At 64.1% G+C, this 13,972-nt stretch carries 16 protein-coding genes; 3 read left to right on the top strand and 13 right to left on the bottom strand.

Going from position 1 to position 13,972, the window contains the following annotated elements:
• Together istA and GXY01S_RS01635 are read right to left on the bottom strand one after the other, a co-directional pair.
• Positions 1-803, bottom strand: an 803-nt coding sequence (istA, locus tag GXY01S_RS01630; RefSeq protein ID WP_110570504.1) for an IS21 family transposase, incomplete at its 3' end; no start/stop codon positions are given.
• A 136-nt stretch (positions 804-939) separates the two neighbouring features.
• Positions 940-1,815, bottom strand: a complete 876-nt coding sequence (locus GXY01S_RS01635; RefSeq protein ID WP_061271656.1) for a bestrophin family protein — start codon at positions 1,813-1,815, stop codon at positions 940-942.
• 235 nt (positions 1,816-2,050) lie between these two features.
• Here GXY01S_RS01635 and GXY01S_RS01640 point away from each other — a divergent pair, with 235 nt between their 5' ends.
• From GXY01S_RS01640 to GXY01S_RS01650, 3 genes are read left to right on the top strand one after another with little or no spacing between them, the layout of a single operon-like run.
• Positions 2,051-3,166, top strand: coding sequence for an S-(hydroxymethyl)glutathione dehydrogenase/class III alcohol dehydrogenase (locus GXY01S_RS01640; protein ID WP_061271657.1), 1,116 nt, complete (start codon positions 2,051-2,053; stop codon positions 3,164-3,166).
• Between the two features lie 3 nt (positions 3,167-3,169).
• Positions 3,170-4,024 (top strand): S-formylglutathione hydrolase, encoded by an 855-nt coding sequence (gene fghA / locus GXY01S_RS01645; protein ID WP_061271658.1) that lies wholly within the window; start codon positions 3,170-3,172, stop codon positions 4,022-4,024.
• A gap of 7 nt (positions 4,025-4,031) precedes the next feature.
• Positions 4,032-4,313, top strand: a complete 282-nt coding sequence (locus tag GXY01S_RS01650; protein ID WP_061271659.1) for a hypothetical protein — start codon at positions 4,032-4,034, stop codon at positions 4,311-4,313.
• Positions 4,314-4,332: 19 nt separating this feature from the next.
• Here the strand turns inward: GXY01S_RS01650 and GXY01S_RS01655 are convergent, their stop codons facing one another.
• From GXY01S_RS01655 to GXY01S_RS01705, 11 genes are all read right to left on the bottom strand, one after another.
• Positions 4,333-4,752, bottom strand: coding sequence for a secondary thiamine-phosphate synthase enzyme YjbQ (locus tag GXY01S_RS01655; RefSeq protein WP_061271660.1), 420 nt, complete (start codon positions 4,750-4,752; stop codon positions 4,333-4,335).
• Positions 4,753-4,771: 19 nt separating this feature from the next.
• On the bottom strand, positions 4,772-5,767 hold the full coding sequence (gene trpS, locus GXY01S_RS01660; protein WP_061271795.1) for a tryptophan--tRNA ligase: 996 nt from the start codon (positions 5,765-5,767) through the stop codon (positions 4,772-4,774).
• 48 nt (positions 5,768-5,815) lie between these two features.
• Complete coding sequence (locus GXY01S_RS01665; RefSeq protein ID WP_061271661.1) at positions 5,816-6,304, bottom strand: c-type cytochrome; 489 nt, start codon at positions 6,302-6,304, stop codon at positions 5,816-5,818.
• Positions 6,305-6,377: 73 nt separating this feature from the next.
• Positions 6,378-6,872: an FKBP-type peptidyl-prolyl cis-trans isomerase gene (locus tag GXY01S_RS01670; RefSeq protein WP_061271662.1), complete on the bottom strand. Its 495-nt coding sequence runs from the start codon at positions 6,870-6,872 to the stop codon at positions 6,378-6,380.
• Between the two features lie 47 nt (positions 6,873-6,919).
• On the bottom strand, positions 6,920-8,149 hold the full coding sequence (locus GXY01S_RS01675; protein WP_061271663.1) for an argininosuccinate synthase: 1,230 nt from the start codon (positions 8,147-8,149) through the stop codon (positions 6,920-6,922).
• Positions 8,150-8,263: 114 nt separating this feature from the next.
• Positions 8,264-9,505, bottom strand: coding sequence for a 23S rRNA (adenine(2503)-C(2))-methyltransferase RlmN (gene rlmN / locus GXY01S_RS01680; RefSeq protein WP_061271664.1), 1,242 nt, complete (start codon positions 9,503-9,505; stop codon positions 8,264-8,266).
• A 106-nt stretch (positions 9,506-9,611) separates the two neighbouring features.
• Positions 9,612-10,355, bottom strand: coding sequence for a TlyA family RNA methyltransferase (locus tag GXY01S_RS01685; protein ID WP_061271665.1), 744 nt, complete (start codon positions 10,353-10,355; stop codon positions 9,612-9,614).
• A gap of 29 nt (positions 10,356-10,384) precedes the next feature.
• Positions 10,385-12,376 (bottom strand): 1-deoxy-D-xylulose-5-phosphate synthase, encoded by a 1,992-nt coding sequence (gene dxs, locus GXY01S_RS01690; RefSeq protein WP_061271666.1) that lies wholly within the window; start codon positions 12,374-12,376, stop codon positions 10,385-10,387.
• Positions 12,377-12,381: 5 nt separating this feature from the next.
• A complete protein-coding gene (locus GXY01S_RS01695; RefSeq protein WP_082770669.1) occupies positions 12,382-13,269 on the bottom strand; it encodes a polyprenyl synthetase family protein in 888 nt (295 codons plus the stop codon).
• A 56-nt stretch (positions 13,270-13,325) separates the two neighbouring features.
• Entirely contained in the window at positions 13,326-13,556 is a 231-nt protein-coding gene (locus GXY01S_RS01700; RefSeq protein ID WP_061271667.1) for an exodeoxyribonuclease VII small subunit, read from the bottom strand.
• Positions 13,557-13,656: 100 nt separating this feature from the next.
• A complete protein-coding gene (locus tag GXY01S_RS01705) occupies positions 13,657-13,923 on the bottom strand; it encodes a sulfurtransferase TusA family protein (protein ID WP_061271668.1) in 267 nt (88 codons plus the stop codon).
• Positions 13,924-13,972: the final 49 nt, after the last annotated feature.

Genomic DNA, 13,972 nt, shown 5'->3' on the forward strand with positions numbered 1-13,972 from the left:
TTGAGTTCCTCGTAGTCACGGAACTTCAGACGCGGGGAGAACACGCGTCCACGCGCATATTTCACCTGGCTTTCAACCTGGCCTTTCTCCCATCCTGCCGCCGGCGTGCAGGCCTGTGGTTCAACCAGATAATGGGCGCACATCTGTAAAAAACGCCGGTTATAGTCCCGCGCCCGGCCAACAAAAACCGTTTCCACCGCAGTCTTCATATTATCGTAAATGCCCCGCTGGCATGCACCCCTGAAGAACGCAAAGCCCCGGTCATGCGCGTCAAACACCATTTCCTGCGCCTCGCGCGGATAGGCACGAATGAACATCATCCGGCTGTGGCACAGACGCATATGCGCGACCTTCACCTTTACCGCCACACCACCCAGAACGACAACCTCATGGCTCCAGTCAAACTGGTAAGCCTCTCCAGGTGCAAAACTCAGCGGAACATAGGCGGCCCGCCGCCCCATCTCATGGCGGTCTTCCCACCGTCGGCCATATCGCCTTACGGCATCATAGCTTCCTTCATATCCTTCCTCACGCAGCAGTTCGAACAGACGGATGAGGCTCAGCCGTTCGCGGGCCGGACGCGCCACGTTCTCCTCAAGAAGAGCGCACAATCTTCCCTCCCATGGACCAATCCGGGGAAGAGGCTGTCGTTCTCGGTGATAGTCAAAAGACGTCTGTCCCGACCGGATCACCTTGCGTACCGTCTGCCGCGATATCCCAAGGTCCCGGCAGATCGCCTTGATCGCCTTTCCTTCGACAAAATGCGCGCGACGGATCTTTCCAATTGTTTCCACAACAAGCATCCCAAACCGGGCCTCCATTCAGCATGAAGGCCATCGTGAACCCGTTTCTCAGAAAGGGGTCGTTTTTAGCTGCCTGTCCCCCTTCCGAAGGGGTCACTTTTCCATGCCGCTTAACAGGCGCTTGCACGGCGCGGCTTCAGCCCAGTATGCCTCGCACGGGTGCGAGCGGCGACGGGGCGGGCAACCCGCAGGACTGCATGAGATCAATCTCGATGGTGCGCGATATGGTCAGCATCGGCATGCCGTGCGGCGTTGCGCCAAAGGGGTCCTGCAGGTCGCTGCCGATCTTGTCGAGGGCGACGAACAGAACCCCCACGAGCGATGAGCCGAGCGGCGTGATCCATCCCAGCGTCTGCACCATGGAAAGCGGCAGGATGATACAGAACACGGCGGCCACCACCTTGGGCAGCACCGAGAACTGGATGGCCAGCGGCGTGTTGCGGATGCGCTCGAGCCCGCCCTGCGCGTTGCTCATGTCGGACAGGATGCGGTCGATCTGGCCCTGCAATGCGCCGTCAATACCCATCGAGCGGCATTCCTCATCCACCCGCAGCCCGATCTGGAACAGGATGGCGGCGGGAATGTTGGCGCGGCCTTCGATGCCGGGCTTCATCGAATCAGGCAAAAGGCGCAGCACGTCACTCATGTCATCAAGCCGGCCGAGTGCGCTGCGCAGCGCGTAGGGGTAGGCGGCCATGGCGCGGGCAAGGTCGGGGCAGCCGCGCAGGATGGTGCCCGCCTGCCGCGCAAACGAGCGGCTGTTATTGGTCACGGCCCCCCACAGGGTGCGCCCCTCCCACCAGCGGTTATAGGCGGTGTTGTTGCGAAAGCTCATGAACAGCACCAGCGCCGAGCCGATGAGCGATATGGGCAGGGTGGGCTGCTCCATCCATTCCTGATGGAAGATCTGGAACATCATGACCACGACCACATCCCACGCGCATAGCAGCATGAGCGAAAGCAGGCTCTCGCGCATGAGGATCCACAAGCCGATTTTGCGATTGATGACCATATGGTGTTCCCGGAACGGTTAAAAAAAAGCAGGACGCCGTTGCCAGCCCCGCTTTCGCGCTTATCACATCCGGCGCCAGCCATGGCAGCGCGGCATGGCGCGTGGCATCATTTGTTACTCAGAGAGCTTAACGCTTTCCTGACCGGGCAACATTGACGCATCCCGCCCTGATGCCCTTAATCGGTACGAACTGCTACGGGCCTTGGCCCGCAACGCATGCAAGGAGAGACTGGTCATGGATGTAAGGGCCGCCGTTGCCTTCGAGGCTGGCAAACCACTTGAAATCGAGACCGTACAGCTCGAAGGCCCGCGTGAGGGCGAGGTACTGGTGGAAATCATGGCCACCGGCCTGTGCCACACCGACAAGTTCACCCTCTCGGGCGCCGACCCGGAGGGGCTGTTTCCCGCCATTCTCGGCCATGAAGGGGCAGGCATTGTCCGCGAGGTCGGCCCCGGCGTGCGGCACCTCAGGCCCGGTGATCATGTGATCCCGCTCTACACGCCGGAGTGCCGCGAGTGTAAATCCTGCCTCTCGCGCAAGACCAACCTGTGCACGGCCATCCGCTCGACACAGGGCAAGGGGCTTATGCCCGATGGCACGTCGCGCTTTTCATTCAAGGGGCAGCCGATCCATCACTACATGGGCTGCTCCACCTTCGCCAACTTCACCGTGCTGCCCGAAATAGCACTCGCCAAGATCCGGCCTGACGCCCCGTTTGACAAGGTGTTCTACATCGGTTGCGGCGTCACGACGGGCATTGGCGCGGTGCTGTTTACCGCCAAGGTCGAGGCAGGCGCCACGGTGGCCGTGTTCGGGCTGGGCGGCATCGGGCTGAACGTGATCCAGGGGGCGAAGATGGTGGGCGCCGATCGCATCATTGGCATCGACATCAACCCCGAGCGCGAGGCCATTGGCCGCAAATTCGGCATGACCGACTTCATCAACCCCAAGGATCTCGGGCCTGATGGCGACCTTGTCGGCCATATCGTGGAACTGACCGGGGGCGGGGTGGACTACTCGTTCGAATGCGTGGGCAACCCCACGCTGATGCGCCAGGCACTGGAATGCGCGCATCGCGGCTGGGGGGTGTCTACCGTCATCGGTGTTGCGGGCGCAGGGCAGGAGATCAGCACGCGCCCCTTCCAGCTCGTGACCGGGCGGCGGTGGATCGGCTCGGCCTTTGGTGGCGCGCGCGGGCGCACCGACGTGCCGCGCATCGTGGATTGGTTCATGGAAAACCGCATCGACATCGACAGCCTGATTACCCACAAGCTGCCGCTTGAGCGCATCAATGAAGGCTTTGACATGATGGCGAAGGGCGAGAGCATCCGCACGGTTGTCGAGTTCTGATCCATGAGCCAGATCACAACGATTGAGGAACACGCAGGCTGCGGCGGGCGGGTTGGCTTTTACAGCCACCCTTCCGCAACACTGGGGCTGGAGGCGCGTTTTGGCGTGTTCCTGCCACAGCGCGCGCTGGCGGGCGAAAAGGTGCCGGTGCTGTTCGTGCTCGCGGGCCTGACCTGCACGCACGAGACCTTCCTCATCAAATCCAACGCCGTGCGCTTTGCCGCCCGGCACGGACTTGCGCTGGTCGCCCCCGATACCTCGCCGCGAGGTGCTGCCGTGCCGGGTGAGGATGACGCATACGACCTTGGCACCGGGGCCGGTTTCTACCTTGATGCCACCACCCCCGCATGGCGGTCGCATTACCGCATGGGCAGCTATATCGATACGGAACTGCCGCAACTGGTGCAGGACCATTTTGCCATTGATGGCGCAAGGCGCGGCATCATGGGCCACTCAATGGGCGGGCATGGCGCGCTGGTGCATGCACTCACGGCGCCAAAGGCGTGGCAGTCCGTCTCGGCCTTCGCGCCCATCTGCCATCCGGCCATCGTGCCGTGGGGCGAGAAGGTGTTTGCCGCCTATCTTGGCCCCGACCGCAAGGCCTGGGCACAGCATGACGCCACGCTCCTGCTCGAGGCGGGCCATACCCACCCCACGTCGATCCTGATCGACCAGGGCGAGGCGGACCAGTTCCTGCACAACCAACTCCGGCCCGACCTGCTGCGTGCGGCGGCAGGGGCTGCGGGGCAGGGGCTGCACCTGCGCATGCATGCGGGCTACGACCACTCCTACTGGTTCATCCAGTCCTTCATTGCCGATCATATCAACCACCATGCCGCCATTCTCAATACGCCCTGAGACCCGCATGCACCGGGCCGGGGCCAAGGCGGTGCAGGACCAGAAGGGCAAGCCCTTTGCCTTCATCCAGCCCAAGAAGGAGGGCTTCACGTTCGACTGGCATCGCGGGATCAAGGGTTATGCGGGCTACATAAGGCAGTTCCCCGCCTCCTTCGGCCATGGCACGCTTGTGGACCATGCCTTTGTCGAACAGCTTGAAGCGGCGGTATGCAGGGGCGTGGACCTGCCGCCGCTGCTGCGGTCTCTCTCAAAAGGACGCCTGCCTTCCGATTACCTGCTGCTGGCGTAGAAGCTGGCGGGCGTGTCGTTCATTCCCCCATCAGGTGCAGCACGATCTCGCGCCGGTGGGGGCGGGCGCGGTGCTCGAACAGGTATAATCCCTGCCATGTGCCCAGAACCGGCCTGCCACCAGCCACCGGTATGGAAAGCTGCACGTTGGTGAGCATGGCGCGCAGATGGGCGGGCATGTCATCCGGGCCTTCATCATCATGGATGTAGCGACCCGGCTGTTCGGGCACCAGCGCCTCGAAATACCGCTCGATGTCCGTGCGCACGGTGGGGTCGGCATTTTCCTGCACGCATAGCGAGGCGGAGGTGTGGCGGCACCACAGGGTGAGCAGGCCGGTTTCAATCCCGCTCTGGCGCACCCATGCCAGCACCGGCCGGTCAATCGGAACCAGCCCCTTGCCCTGTGTGCTCACCTGAAGGCTGTGCAGTTCCTGGCGCATGGGGCGGTTCCTTTTGGGGTTATTTCAGGAAGCCGATCAGCGATTCCGCTTCCGATACGATGGGATCGGCGATGACACGGGCCCGGTCCGCGCCCGCGCGCAGCGTGTCGCGCAGGAAGTCGGGTTCCTTCAGCAGGCGCTGCGTTTCGGTCGCGATGGGGCAGACGGCGCCCACCACCACCTCGGTCAGCGCCGCCTTGAACGGACCAAAGCCCTGGCCGCCAAACTGCCTGAGCACATCCGCCGTCGTAAGCCCGGCGAGCGTGGCGTAGATGGTAACCAGATTGCGGGCCTCGGGCCGGTTTTCAAGACCTGCTTCCTCCGATGGCAGGGCCTCGGAATCGCTTTTGGCGCGCTTGATCTTGTTTGCAATGGCATCGGCATCATCCGTCATCTCGATCCGGCTCTGGGCGGAGGGATCGGATTTGGACATTTTCTTGGTGCCGTCGCGCAGGCTCATCACGCGCGCGCCCTGCGGCGGAATGAGGGCCTCGACCTGCGGGAAGAATTCCACCCCGTAATCATGGTTGAATTTCTGGGCGATGTCGTTGGTCAGTTCAAGGTGCTGTTTCTGGTCCTCGCCCACCGGCACCGCCGTTGCCTTGTAGGCCAGGATGTCGGCCGCCATCAGGTCGGGATAGACATACAGCCCGGCGGAATGCTTCTCGCGGTCCTTGCCTGCCTTGTCCTTGAACTGGGTCATGCGGTTGAGCCAGCCCAGGCGGGCCACGCAGTTGAAGATCCACCCCAGCCGGGCATGCGCGCTGACAGCGGACTGGTTGAAAAGGATATGCCTGTGCGCATCAATGCCCGAGGCCAGCAGCACGGCGGTCTGCGCCAGTGTCTGCTGGCGCAGGGTGGCGGGGTCCTGCCATGTGGTGATGGCGTGCATGTCCACCAGGCAGAAAATGCAGTCATGGTCGCGCTGGAGCGCCACCCAGTTGCGTATCGCGCCAAGGTAGTTGCCAAGCTGCGGGATACCGGTCGGCTGAATGCCGGAAAACAGGCGTTGCATGAAAGTATTTTCCGTTTTTTTGCCCGCGCCGGTCAAGGTGCGCGGTTGTCAGGGCAGGGGGTGGATCGCATCAAGGCGGCGGCGTTCATCGGCCACCGTGCTGCTGCTCAGGGGATGGGTGCGCTCACGGGCCACCTCGGCTGCGGTAAAGACCGGGGCGGGGTGCGTGTCGCCGCGCGTGGCCAGATAGCTCAGGATGGAGGCGATCTCCTCATCGGACAGATGGGCGCGGAAAGCCGGCATGAAGAAGTTGTAAGGCACGCCATCAATCTTCAGCGGTCCATTCAGCCCGTTCAACAGCACATGCATGAGGTACTGCCTGCCCTCGGGCGAGGTGGCGATCCTGTCCACGCGGCCGGTTATGGGCGGGATCTCGCCCTTCAGCCCTTCACCGCCGTGGTGGCAGATGCCGCAATTGGTGCGGTAGCGCGCATAGCCTTCCTGCCCGTGGCGCGTGCAGGCGCCAAGCAGTGCCATGCACGCAAGCAGGCAGCCGCCGCGCAGTACGGACGCCATGCGCCCGGTTGCAATACCCATTTTGGTTGTCCGGTTCCCGTCCCGTCATGTGAAAAGAGCCACCCACCCGGCGGATGAATGGCTCTTTGTGGGCTTAACGACCGCCGGGCGAGACGCCAAGCAGCTGGATCTTGAAAATCAGCGGGCTGTCCGGCTGGATGATGCCCATTGACTTGTGGCCATAGCCAAGCTCGGGCGGCACATACAGCATCCACGTATCGCCCACATGCATCTTGGGCACGGCTTCCTGCCAGCCCTTGATCACCATTTCCAGCGGCATCTGCATATAGGCGCCGTGGCCATGCTGGTCGGAGCTGTCAAAGATGCCACCATCGGGCAGGCGGCCTTCATAGATCACCATCACGCTGTCATTGATGGTGGGCTGCGCCCCGTCCTTCGGACCGGACTGGAGCACCTTGTAGGCCAGCCCGTCGGGCAGGGTCTGGACACCGGGCTGCTTGCGCACGTTGTCCATGAACTGCGCCGGGGTCAGTTCCGGCTGTTCATCCTTGTTTCCGCCACAGGCCGCAAGTGGCAGGGCCACCATGGCTGCGGCAAGAAGGGGAATGACACGGGAAAAGCGTTTCATGACACCTCGGCAGGCTGTTGAAGGGATGAAGGAGGGAACGCAGGCGATCAGAGCGCGCCGCCACGGCGGCCGATCTTGGCGCCAAGCCGCAGGCGCAGCGCGTTGAGCTTGATGAAGCCCTGCGCATCGGCCTGGTTGTAGGCACCCTGGTCATCCTCGAAGGTGACGACGCGGGTGTCATACAGGCTGTTGGGGCTTTCACGGCCCACGCAGATCACGTTGCCCTTGTACAGCTTGAGCCGCACGCGACCACTGACGGAGTGCTGGCTGCGGTCGATCAGCGCCTGCAGCATGTGGCGCTCGGGCGAGAACCACAGGCCGTTATAGATCACCTCGGCATAGCGCGGCATCAGGCTGTCCTTGAGGTGCATGGCCTCGCGGTCGAGCGTGATGCTCTCGATGCTGCGGTGCGCGGTCAGCAGGATCGTGCCGCCCGGCGTTTCGTAAATGCCGCGCGACTTCATGCCCACGAAGCGGTTTTCCACCAGATCGAGGCGGCCGATGCCGTTGTCGCGGCCGAGTTCGTTCAGGCGCGTGAGCAGCGTTGCGGGCGACATGGCCACGCCGTTGATGGCCACCGGGTCGCCGGACACGAAATCGATGGTGATCTCGGTCGCCTTGTCAGGCGCTGCCTCGGGCGAGATGGTGCGCTGGAACACGATTTCATCGGGGCCGACCGCCGGGTCTTCGAGCAGCTTGCCTTCGGATGAGGAGTGCAGCAGGTTCGCATCGACGGAGAAGGGGGCCTCGCCGCGCTTGTCCCTGGCGATGGGGATCTGGTGCTCTTCGGCAAAGGAAAGCAGGCGCGTGCGCGAGGTCAGGTCCCATTCACGCCAGGGCGCAATCACGGTGATGTCGGGCTTGAGCGCGTAATAGGCCAGCTCGAAGCGCACCTGGTCGTTGCCCTTGCCGGTGGCGCCATGGGCCACGGCATCGGCGCCGACCTGCTCGGCAATCTCGATCTGGCGCTGGGCGATCAGCGGGCGGGCGATGGACGTGCCCAGCAGGTACTGCCCCTCATACAACGCATTGGCGCGGAACATGGGGAAGACGAAATCCTTGACGAAGGTCTCGCGCAGATCCTCGACAAAGATTTCCTTCACACCAAACATCTCGGCCTTGCGGCGGGCGGGCTCAAGCTCCTCGCCCTGGCCGAGATCGGCGGTGAAGGTCACGACTTCACAGTTATAGGTGGTCTGCAGCCAGCGCAGAATCACGGAAGTATCAAGACCGCCCGAATACGCGAGAACGACCTTTTTGACATCCTTGGCGGCCATGGGAGAACGCTCCTGTCGACAAAACTTGGACAATACTTTGCCGGGAAAACCGGCGGCCTGCCCTCCTAGCACCCCACGCTGCGGGCGACCAGAAGCGAAAGGCGGATTTTTACGTCATTCCACCAGATCGGGCGCATCATCGGGGCGGGTGGCGCGGCGCAGGCGCTGGCTTTCGGTGCGCAACTGGCCACAGGCGGCCAGGATGTCGCGCCCGCGCGGCATGCGGATGGGCGAGGCAAAGCCCGCATCCATCACGATATTCGCAAACTTTTCAAGCTGCTCGCGCGTGGAGGGCTTGTAGCTGCTGCCCGGCCACGGGTTGAACGGAATGAGGTTGACCTTGGCCGGAATGCCCGAGATCAGCCGCACGAGTTCACGCGCATCGGCCTCGCTGTCATTAATGCCGCGTAGCATGATGTATTCAAATGTGATGCGCCGCGCGTTGCTGGCGGCGGGGTAGCGGCGGCAGGCGGCAATGACTTCCTTGATCGGATACTTGCGGTTGAGCGGCACGATCTCGTCGCGCAGGTCATCGCGCACGGCATGGAGCGACACGGCAAGGTTGATGCCAAGCTCGGCGCCACACTGGTCCATCATCGGCACCACGCCGGATGTGGAGAGTGTTATGCGCCGGCGTGACAGGCCAATGCCCTCACCATCCATGATGATGCGCATGGCCTTGGCCACGTTGTCGTAATTGTACAGCGGCTCGCCCATGCCCATCAGCACGATGGTGGACAGCAGGCGCGGCGTGTCGCCCTTGGGGCTGGGCCATTCGCCATAGCTGTCACGTGCCGCCATGAACTGGCCCACGATCTCGGCAGCACCAAGGTTGCGCACCAGCGCCTGCGTGCCGGTATGGCAGAAGGTGCATGACAGCGTGCAGCCCACCTGCGAGGAAATGCACACCGCCCCCCGGTCTTCCTGCCGGTCGGGGATGTAGACGGTTTCCGCCTCCTGCCCATCGCGGAAGCGGAAGAGGAATTTGCGCGTGGAATCCTGCGAGGTCTGTTCCGTCACCACGCCGGGGCGGCCGATGACAAAACGCTCGGCCAGTTTTTCCTGCAGGGGGCGGGCGATGGAACTCATGCGCGAGAAATCGGTGGCACCCTGATGGTAGATCCAGTGCCACAACTGCTTGGTGCGGAATGGCTTTTCGCCAATCTCGACCATGATTTCGGTCAGTTCCTCGCGTGACAGGCCCACAAGGTCGCGCCTGCCATCGGGCAGGGCAGCGGTGGGTGGTGCGAACTGGGCGGATTTGGCCCGGATGCGCGTGCGCTCCGCATCATCAAGGAGCGAGGCCGCCGTCCCGTCACGTAACCGGGAAGGAGAAGTTGCGGGGGCTGCGGACATACCGGTGCTGCCTCTGTTTTTCATGTCATGCGTAAGGGGAGGGGCGTTGCATGCCGCTCTCTCGGGGCCTGTGTATCACATCCGGGGCCGTGGATGCGACTGCCGATCAGCCGTCCTTGCGGGCCGCGATCAGGAATTCGCGGTTGCCTTCCGGCCCGGTAATGGGGCTGGCATCAATGCCCAGAACGCTCCAGCCCGGCAGGGCGGCCCACCAGTCGCGTATCATTTCGCACACGGCCTCATGCACCGCCGGGTCGCGCACCACGCCCTTGGGGCCAACCGCGTCGCGCCCGGCCTCGAACTGCGGCTTGATCAGCGCAATGGCCCAGGCACCGGGCACGCACAGGTCAAGCCCCGCGGGGAGTACCGTGCGCAGGCCAATGAAGCTTGCATCACATACCAGCGCGCCAATGGGGTCGGGAATGATGGTGGCATCAAGCGCGCGGGCATTGCATTTTTCCAGCACCACGACCTGCCCGGTGTTCGAGCGCAGCTTCCACGCAAGCTGGCCGTGGCCGACATCGACCGCATAGACCTTCGCGGCCCCTTCATGCAGCAGTACATCGGTAAAGCCGCCGGTCGAGGCCCCCACGTCAAGGCAGGTCAGGCCAGCAGGCGAAAGGCCAAAATGCTCAAGCCCATGCGCCAGCTTGATCCCCCCGCGTGAGACCCACGGGTGGTCCTGCCCCTTGAGCATGAGCGGCGCATCCTCGGGCAACTGGTCGCCCGCCTTGGCAATGCGCCGGTCGGACGTATAGACCAGCCCCGCCATGATGAGCGCCTGCGCCCGGGTGCGGCTTTCCACCAGTCCCCGGTCCACCAGCATCTGGTCAACACGTCGTTTTGCCATGAGTGGTGCTACCCCGACCGGTCCGCGGCTCAGGCCATCTGCCGTGACTGCGGCACGCCAAGGGCGGAAAGCGCCGTTGCCACGATGGCGGGCGCATCCAGCCCGGCCTCCTGGTACTGGGCCTCCTGGCTGTTATGGTCGATGAAGCGGTCGGGCAGGGTCATGGGGCGGAAGCGCACGCGGTCGAGCAGGCCGGTCTTGGCCAGATGCGTCATGACATAGGAGCCGAATCCGCCTACCGAACCTTCCTCGATGGTGATCAGCACGGCATGGTTGCGCGCAAGCTGCTCGATCAGCGCGGTGTCGAGCGGCTTGGCGAAGCGGGCATCGGCCACGGTGGGGGAAAGCCCCTGGGCGGCCAGCATGTCGGCAGCCTTCAGCGCATCGGCAAGCCTCGGCCCGAGCGAGAGGATGGCGATGCCACCCTGCTCGGGGCCGGACTGGCGCTGCATTTCACGCACGATCCGCCCGCGCCCGATCTCGATGATCTGGCCCGCTGGCGGCAACTCAAGCCCCAGCCCCGCGCCGCGCGGGTAGCGCAGGCCGAGCGGGCCTTCGTCAAACGCGATGGCGGTGGCGGTCATGTTCAGCAGCTCAAGCTCGTCGCTCGGCGCCATGAGCGTAATGCCCGGCAGGCAGCCCAGATAGGCAATGTCGAACGCACCGGCATGGGTCGCGCCATCAGCGCCAACCAGCCCGGCGCGGTCAATGGCGAAGCGCACCGGCAGCTTCTGCAGCACCACGTCATGCATCACCTGGTCATAGGCGCGCTGCAGGAAGGTGGAATAGATGGCGCAGAACGGGCGCAGCCCTTCGGTGGCCATGCCGGCGGCAAAGGTCACGGCATGCTGCTCGGCAATGCCCACGTCAAAAAAGCGGTCGGGATAGGCCTTGGCGAACTTGTCCAGCCCGGTGCCCGACGGCATGGCGGCGGTGATCGTGACGATCTTGTCGTCAGTCGCGGCCTGGCGGACGAGTTCCTTGGCAAACACCGAGGTGTAGCTTGGCGGCCCGGACGGGCCCTTTTTCTGCTCGCCGGTGACCACATTGAACTTGGAGACGGCATGATACTTGTCACCCGCCGATTCGGCCGGGCTGTAGCCGTGGCCTTTTTCCGTGATGACATGCAGCAGGACGGGGCCGACATCCTCGGCATCGCGCAGGTTGCGCAGGATGTGGACAAGCTGGTTCATGTCATGCCCGTTGACGGGGCCGACATAATAAAAGCCGAGTTCTTCGAACAAAGTGCCGCCGGTCATGATGCCACGCGCGTATTCATCGGCCTTCTTGGCCGTGCGCTCGAGGCGACCGGGCAGGCGCTTGGCCATTTTGGCGGCGAGTTCGCGCAGGCTCAGGAACTTGCGCGAGGACATCAGCCGCGACAGGTAGCTTGACATGGCGCCCACGGGTGGGGCGATCGACATCTCGTTGTCGTTGAGCACCACGATCAGGCGCTCGGCGCCGGGGCCGCAATGCGACGCGTTGTTCATGGCTTCATACGCCATGCCCGCCGAGATCGAGCCATCGCCGATCACGGCAATCACGTTGCGCTCGCGGTAGGAGGGGTCTTCCTCCGCGCGCAGGTGGTGGGCGACGGCCATGCCGAGGCCCGCCGAAATGGAGGTGGAGGAGTGCGCCGCGCCAAACGGGTCGTATTCGCTCTCGCTGCGGCGCGTGAAGCCCGAAAGCCCGCCCGGCTGGCGCAGGGTGCGGATGCGCTCGCGCCGCCCGGTCAGGATCTTGTGGGGGTAGGTCTGGTGGCCCACATCCCAGATCACGCGGTCGGCGGGCGTGTCGAACACGGCATGCAGCGCCACCGTGAGCTCAACCACGCCCAGGGATGCGCCAAGGTGGCCGCCGGTGGTGGACACGGTATCGATCGTTTCCGACCGCAGTTCCTCCGCAAGCTGCTTGAGCTGCTCGACCGAGAGGTTGCGCATGTCGTGCGGCCACTGCACCCGGTCAAGCTGGGCGTAGCGCCCAAGGGTGGGGATGGTGGAGGACGGGTTGCTCTCGCTCATGTCGATCAGTTCCTGCGCTCGACCACGTAATGCACCAGGTCACGCAGGCGATCCGCCTCTGGCCCGAAGATGTCGATATGGGATTCGGCCTGCTCGGCCACGCGCCGCGCCTCGCGCGCGGCCCCTTCAACGCCGAGCAGGGCGACATAGGTGGACTTGCCCGCCGCTTCGTCCTTGCCTGCGGTCTTGCCGAGTTCCTCGGCGCTGGCGGTGGCGTCGAGCACGTCATCGGCAATCTGGAAGGCCGCGCCAAGGTCGCGGCCATAGGCCGAGATGCGCTTGCGCACGTCATCGCTGGCCTGGCCAAGGATGGCCCCGGCCTCGGCGGCGTAACGGATCAGGCAACCGGTCTTGAGCGCATGCAGGCGGGCGACTTCCTCAAGCGACAGGGCGCGGCCTTCGCCTTCCATGTCGATCATCTGGCCGCCCACCATGCCAGCCGCGCCCGAGGCATCGGCCAGCGCGCGCACGAGGTTGATGCGCACCTCGGCGGAGGCATGGGTCAGCGGATTGGCCAGGATGTCGAACGACATGGTCTGGAGCGCGTCACCGGCAAGGATGGCGGTGGCTTCATCGAACTTGCGGTGGGTGGAGGGCTGGCCCCGGCGCAGGTCGTCGTCATCCATGGCGGGCAGGTCGTCATGCACCAGGGAGTAGGCATGCAGCATCTCGACCGACGCCGCGACACGGTCGGCCGCATCAGGGCTGGCCTTGAACAGGCTGGCCACTTCGGCCACCAGGTAGCCACGCAGGCGCTTGCCGCCGCCCAGGGTGGCATAGCGCATGGAATCGATCAGGCGGGCCTCGCCACCTTCCACGCGCGGGAGCAGGCGGTCGATCATCGCCTCGATGGCGGTGGCGCGCGCGGACATGGATGCACGCAGACGGACCATGCGATCCGTTCCGTCTGTTTGGGACGAGGGTGCTGTTGTTTGGCTCATCTGGTGCATCAATCCATTGGTTTCGCTTCCAGCGCGCCATCGGCACGCTGGACAATCGCCTGAACGCGGGCCTCGGCCTCGTCCAGTTTCTTCTGACAGTACTGTCTCAGGGCGGCGCCACGCTCATAGGCGGTGATCGCATCTTCCAGCCGTAGCTGGCCGACCTCAAGCTGGCGCACGATGGCTTCAAGTTCGGCCAGAGCCTCCTCGAAGGAAAGGTTGGTCAGGTCATCGGTCATGTGGGCGCGGCACTTCCTGAAATAACGGGGCTGGCGGAGGCATTACATCCTTGAAGGCCCTCCTGCCAAGGGGACAACGCGTTTTACGGCATTTTGGAGTCTATGCCGAGGCCGCTGGCGCGGGAGTGGCGGGGGTTGCGTCGGGCCTGCGGCGGATGACGAAGGAAAGCGTGCCGCCTTCCTCGCCAAAAGCAATGAGGGCGTGGCCCGTTTCGCGGCAGAAAGCCTGGAAATCCGCGACCGAGGCCCGGTCGGTCGCGATCACGCGCAGCCGCGCGCCTGGTGGCAGGCCGCGCAGCATGCGGTTGGCCTTGAGCACGGGCAGGGGACATGTCAGGCCGCGCGCGTCTAGCAGGATTTCACTCATGGGTGGCCATGCCTCCTTGGTGGTTGGCAGCTATGCCCTTGCATCAGGG

The organism is Komagataeibacter xylinus NBRC 15237 (genome assembly GCF_001571345.1).
In the GTDB taxonomy this organism is placed as follows: Bacteria; Pseudomonadota; Alphaproteobacteria; order Acetobacterales; family Acetobacteraceae; genus Komagataeibacter; species Komagataeibacter xylinus.

Bases quoted from the DNA above. Each gene is read 5' to 3' on its own strand.
- GXY01S_RS01635 (WP_061271656.1), bottom strand. From the start codon at position 1,815: ATGGTCATCAATCGCAAAATCGGCTTGTGGATCCTCATGCGCGAGAGC.
- GXY01S_RS01640 (WP_061271657.1), top strand. From the start codon at position 2,051: ATGGATGTAAGGGCCGCCGTTGCCTTCGAGGCTGGCAAACCACTTGAA.
- fghA (WP_061271658.1), top strand. From the start codon at position 3,170: ATGAGCCAGATCACAACGATTGAGGAACACGCAGGCTGCGGCGGGCGG.
- GXY01S_RS01650 (WP_061271659.1), top strand. From the start codon at position 4,032: ATGCACCGGGCCGGGGCCAAGGCGGTGCAGGACCAGAAGGGCAAGCCC.
- GXY01S_RS01655 (WP_061271660.1), bottom strand. From the start codon at position 4,752: ATGCGCCAGGAACTGCACAGCCTTCAGGTGAGCACACAGGGCAAGGGG.
- trpS (WP_061271795.1), bottom strand. From the start codon at position 5,767: ATGCAACGCCTGTTTTCCGGCATTCAGCCGACCGGTATCCCGCAGCTT.
- GXY01S_RS01665 (WP_061271661.1), bottom strand. From the start codon at position 6,304: ATGGGTATTGCAACCGGGCGCATGGCGTCCGTACTGCGCGGCGGCTGC.
- GXY01S_RS01670 (WP_061271662.1), bottom strand. From the start codon at position 6,872: ATGAAACGCTTTTCCCGTGTCATTCCCCTTCTTGCCGCAGCCATGGTG.
- GXY01S_RS01675 (WP_061271663.1), bottom strand. From the start codon at position 8,149: ATGGCCGCCAAGGATGTCAAAAAGGTCGTTCTCGCGTATTCGGGCGGT.
- rlmN (WP_061271664.1), bottom strand. From the start codon at position 9,505: ATGTCCGCAGCCCCCGCAACTTCTCCTTCCCGGTTACGTGACGGGACG.
- GXY01S_RS01685 (WP_061271665.1), bottom strand. From the start codon at position 10,355: ATGGCAAAACGACGTGTTGACCAGATGCTGGTGGACCGGGGACTGGTG.
- dxs (WP_061271666.1), bottom strand. From the start codon at position 12,376: ATGAGCGAGAGCAACCCGTCCTCCACCATCCCCACCCTTGGGCGCTAC.
- GXY01S_RS01695 (WP_082770669.1), bottom strand. From the start codon at position 13,269: ATGGTCCGTCTGCGTGCATCCATGTCCGCGCGCGCCACCGCCATCGAG.
- GXY01S_RS01700 (WP_061271667.1), bottom strand. From the start codon at position 13,556: ATGACCGATGACCTGACCAACCTTTCCTTCGAGGAGGCTCTGGCCGAA.
- GXY01S_RS01705 (WP_061271668.1), bottom strand. From the start codon at position 13,923: ATGAGTGAAATCCTGCTAGACGCGCGCGGCCTGACATGTCCCCTGCCC.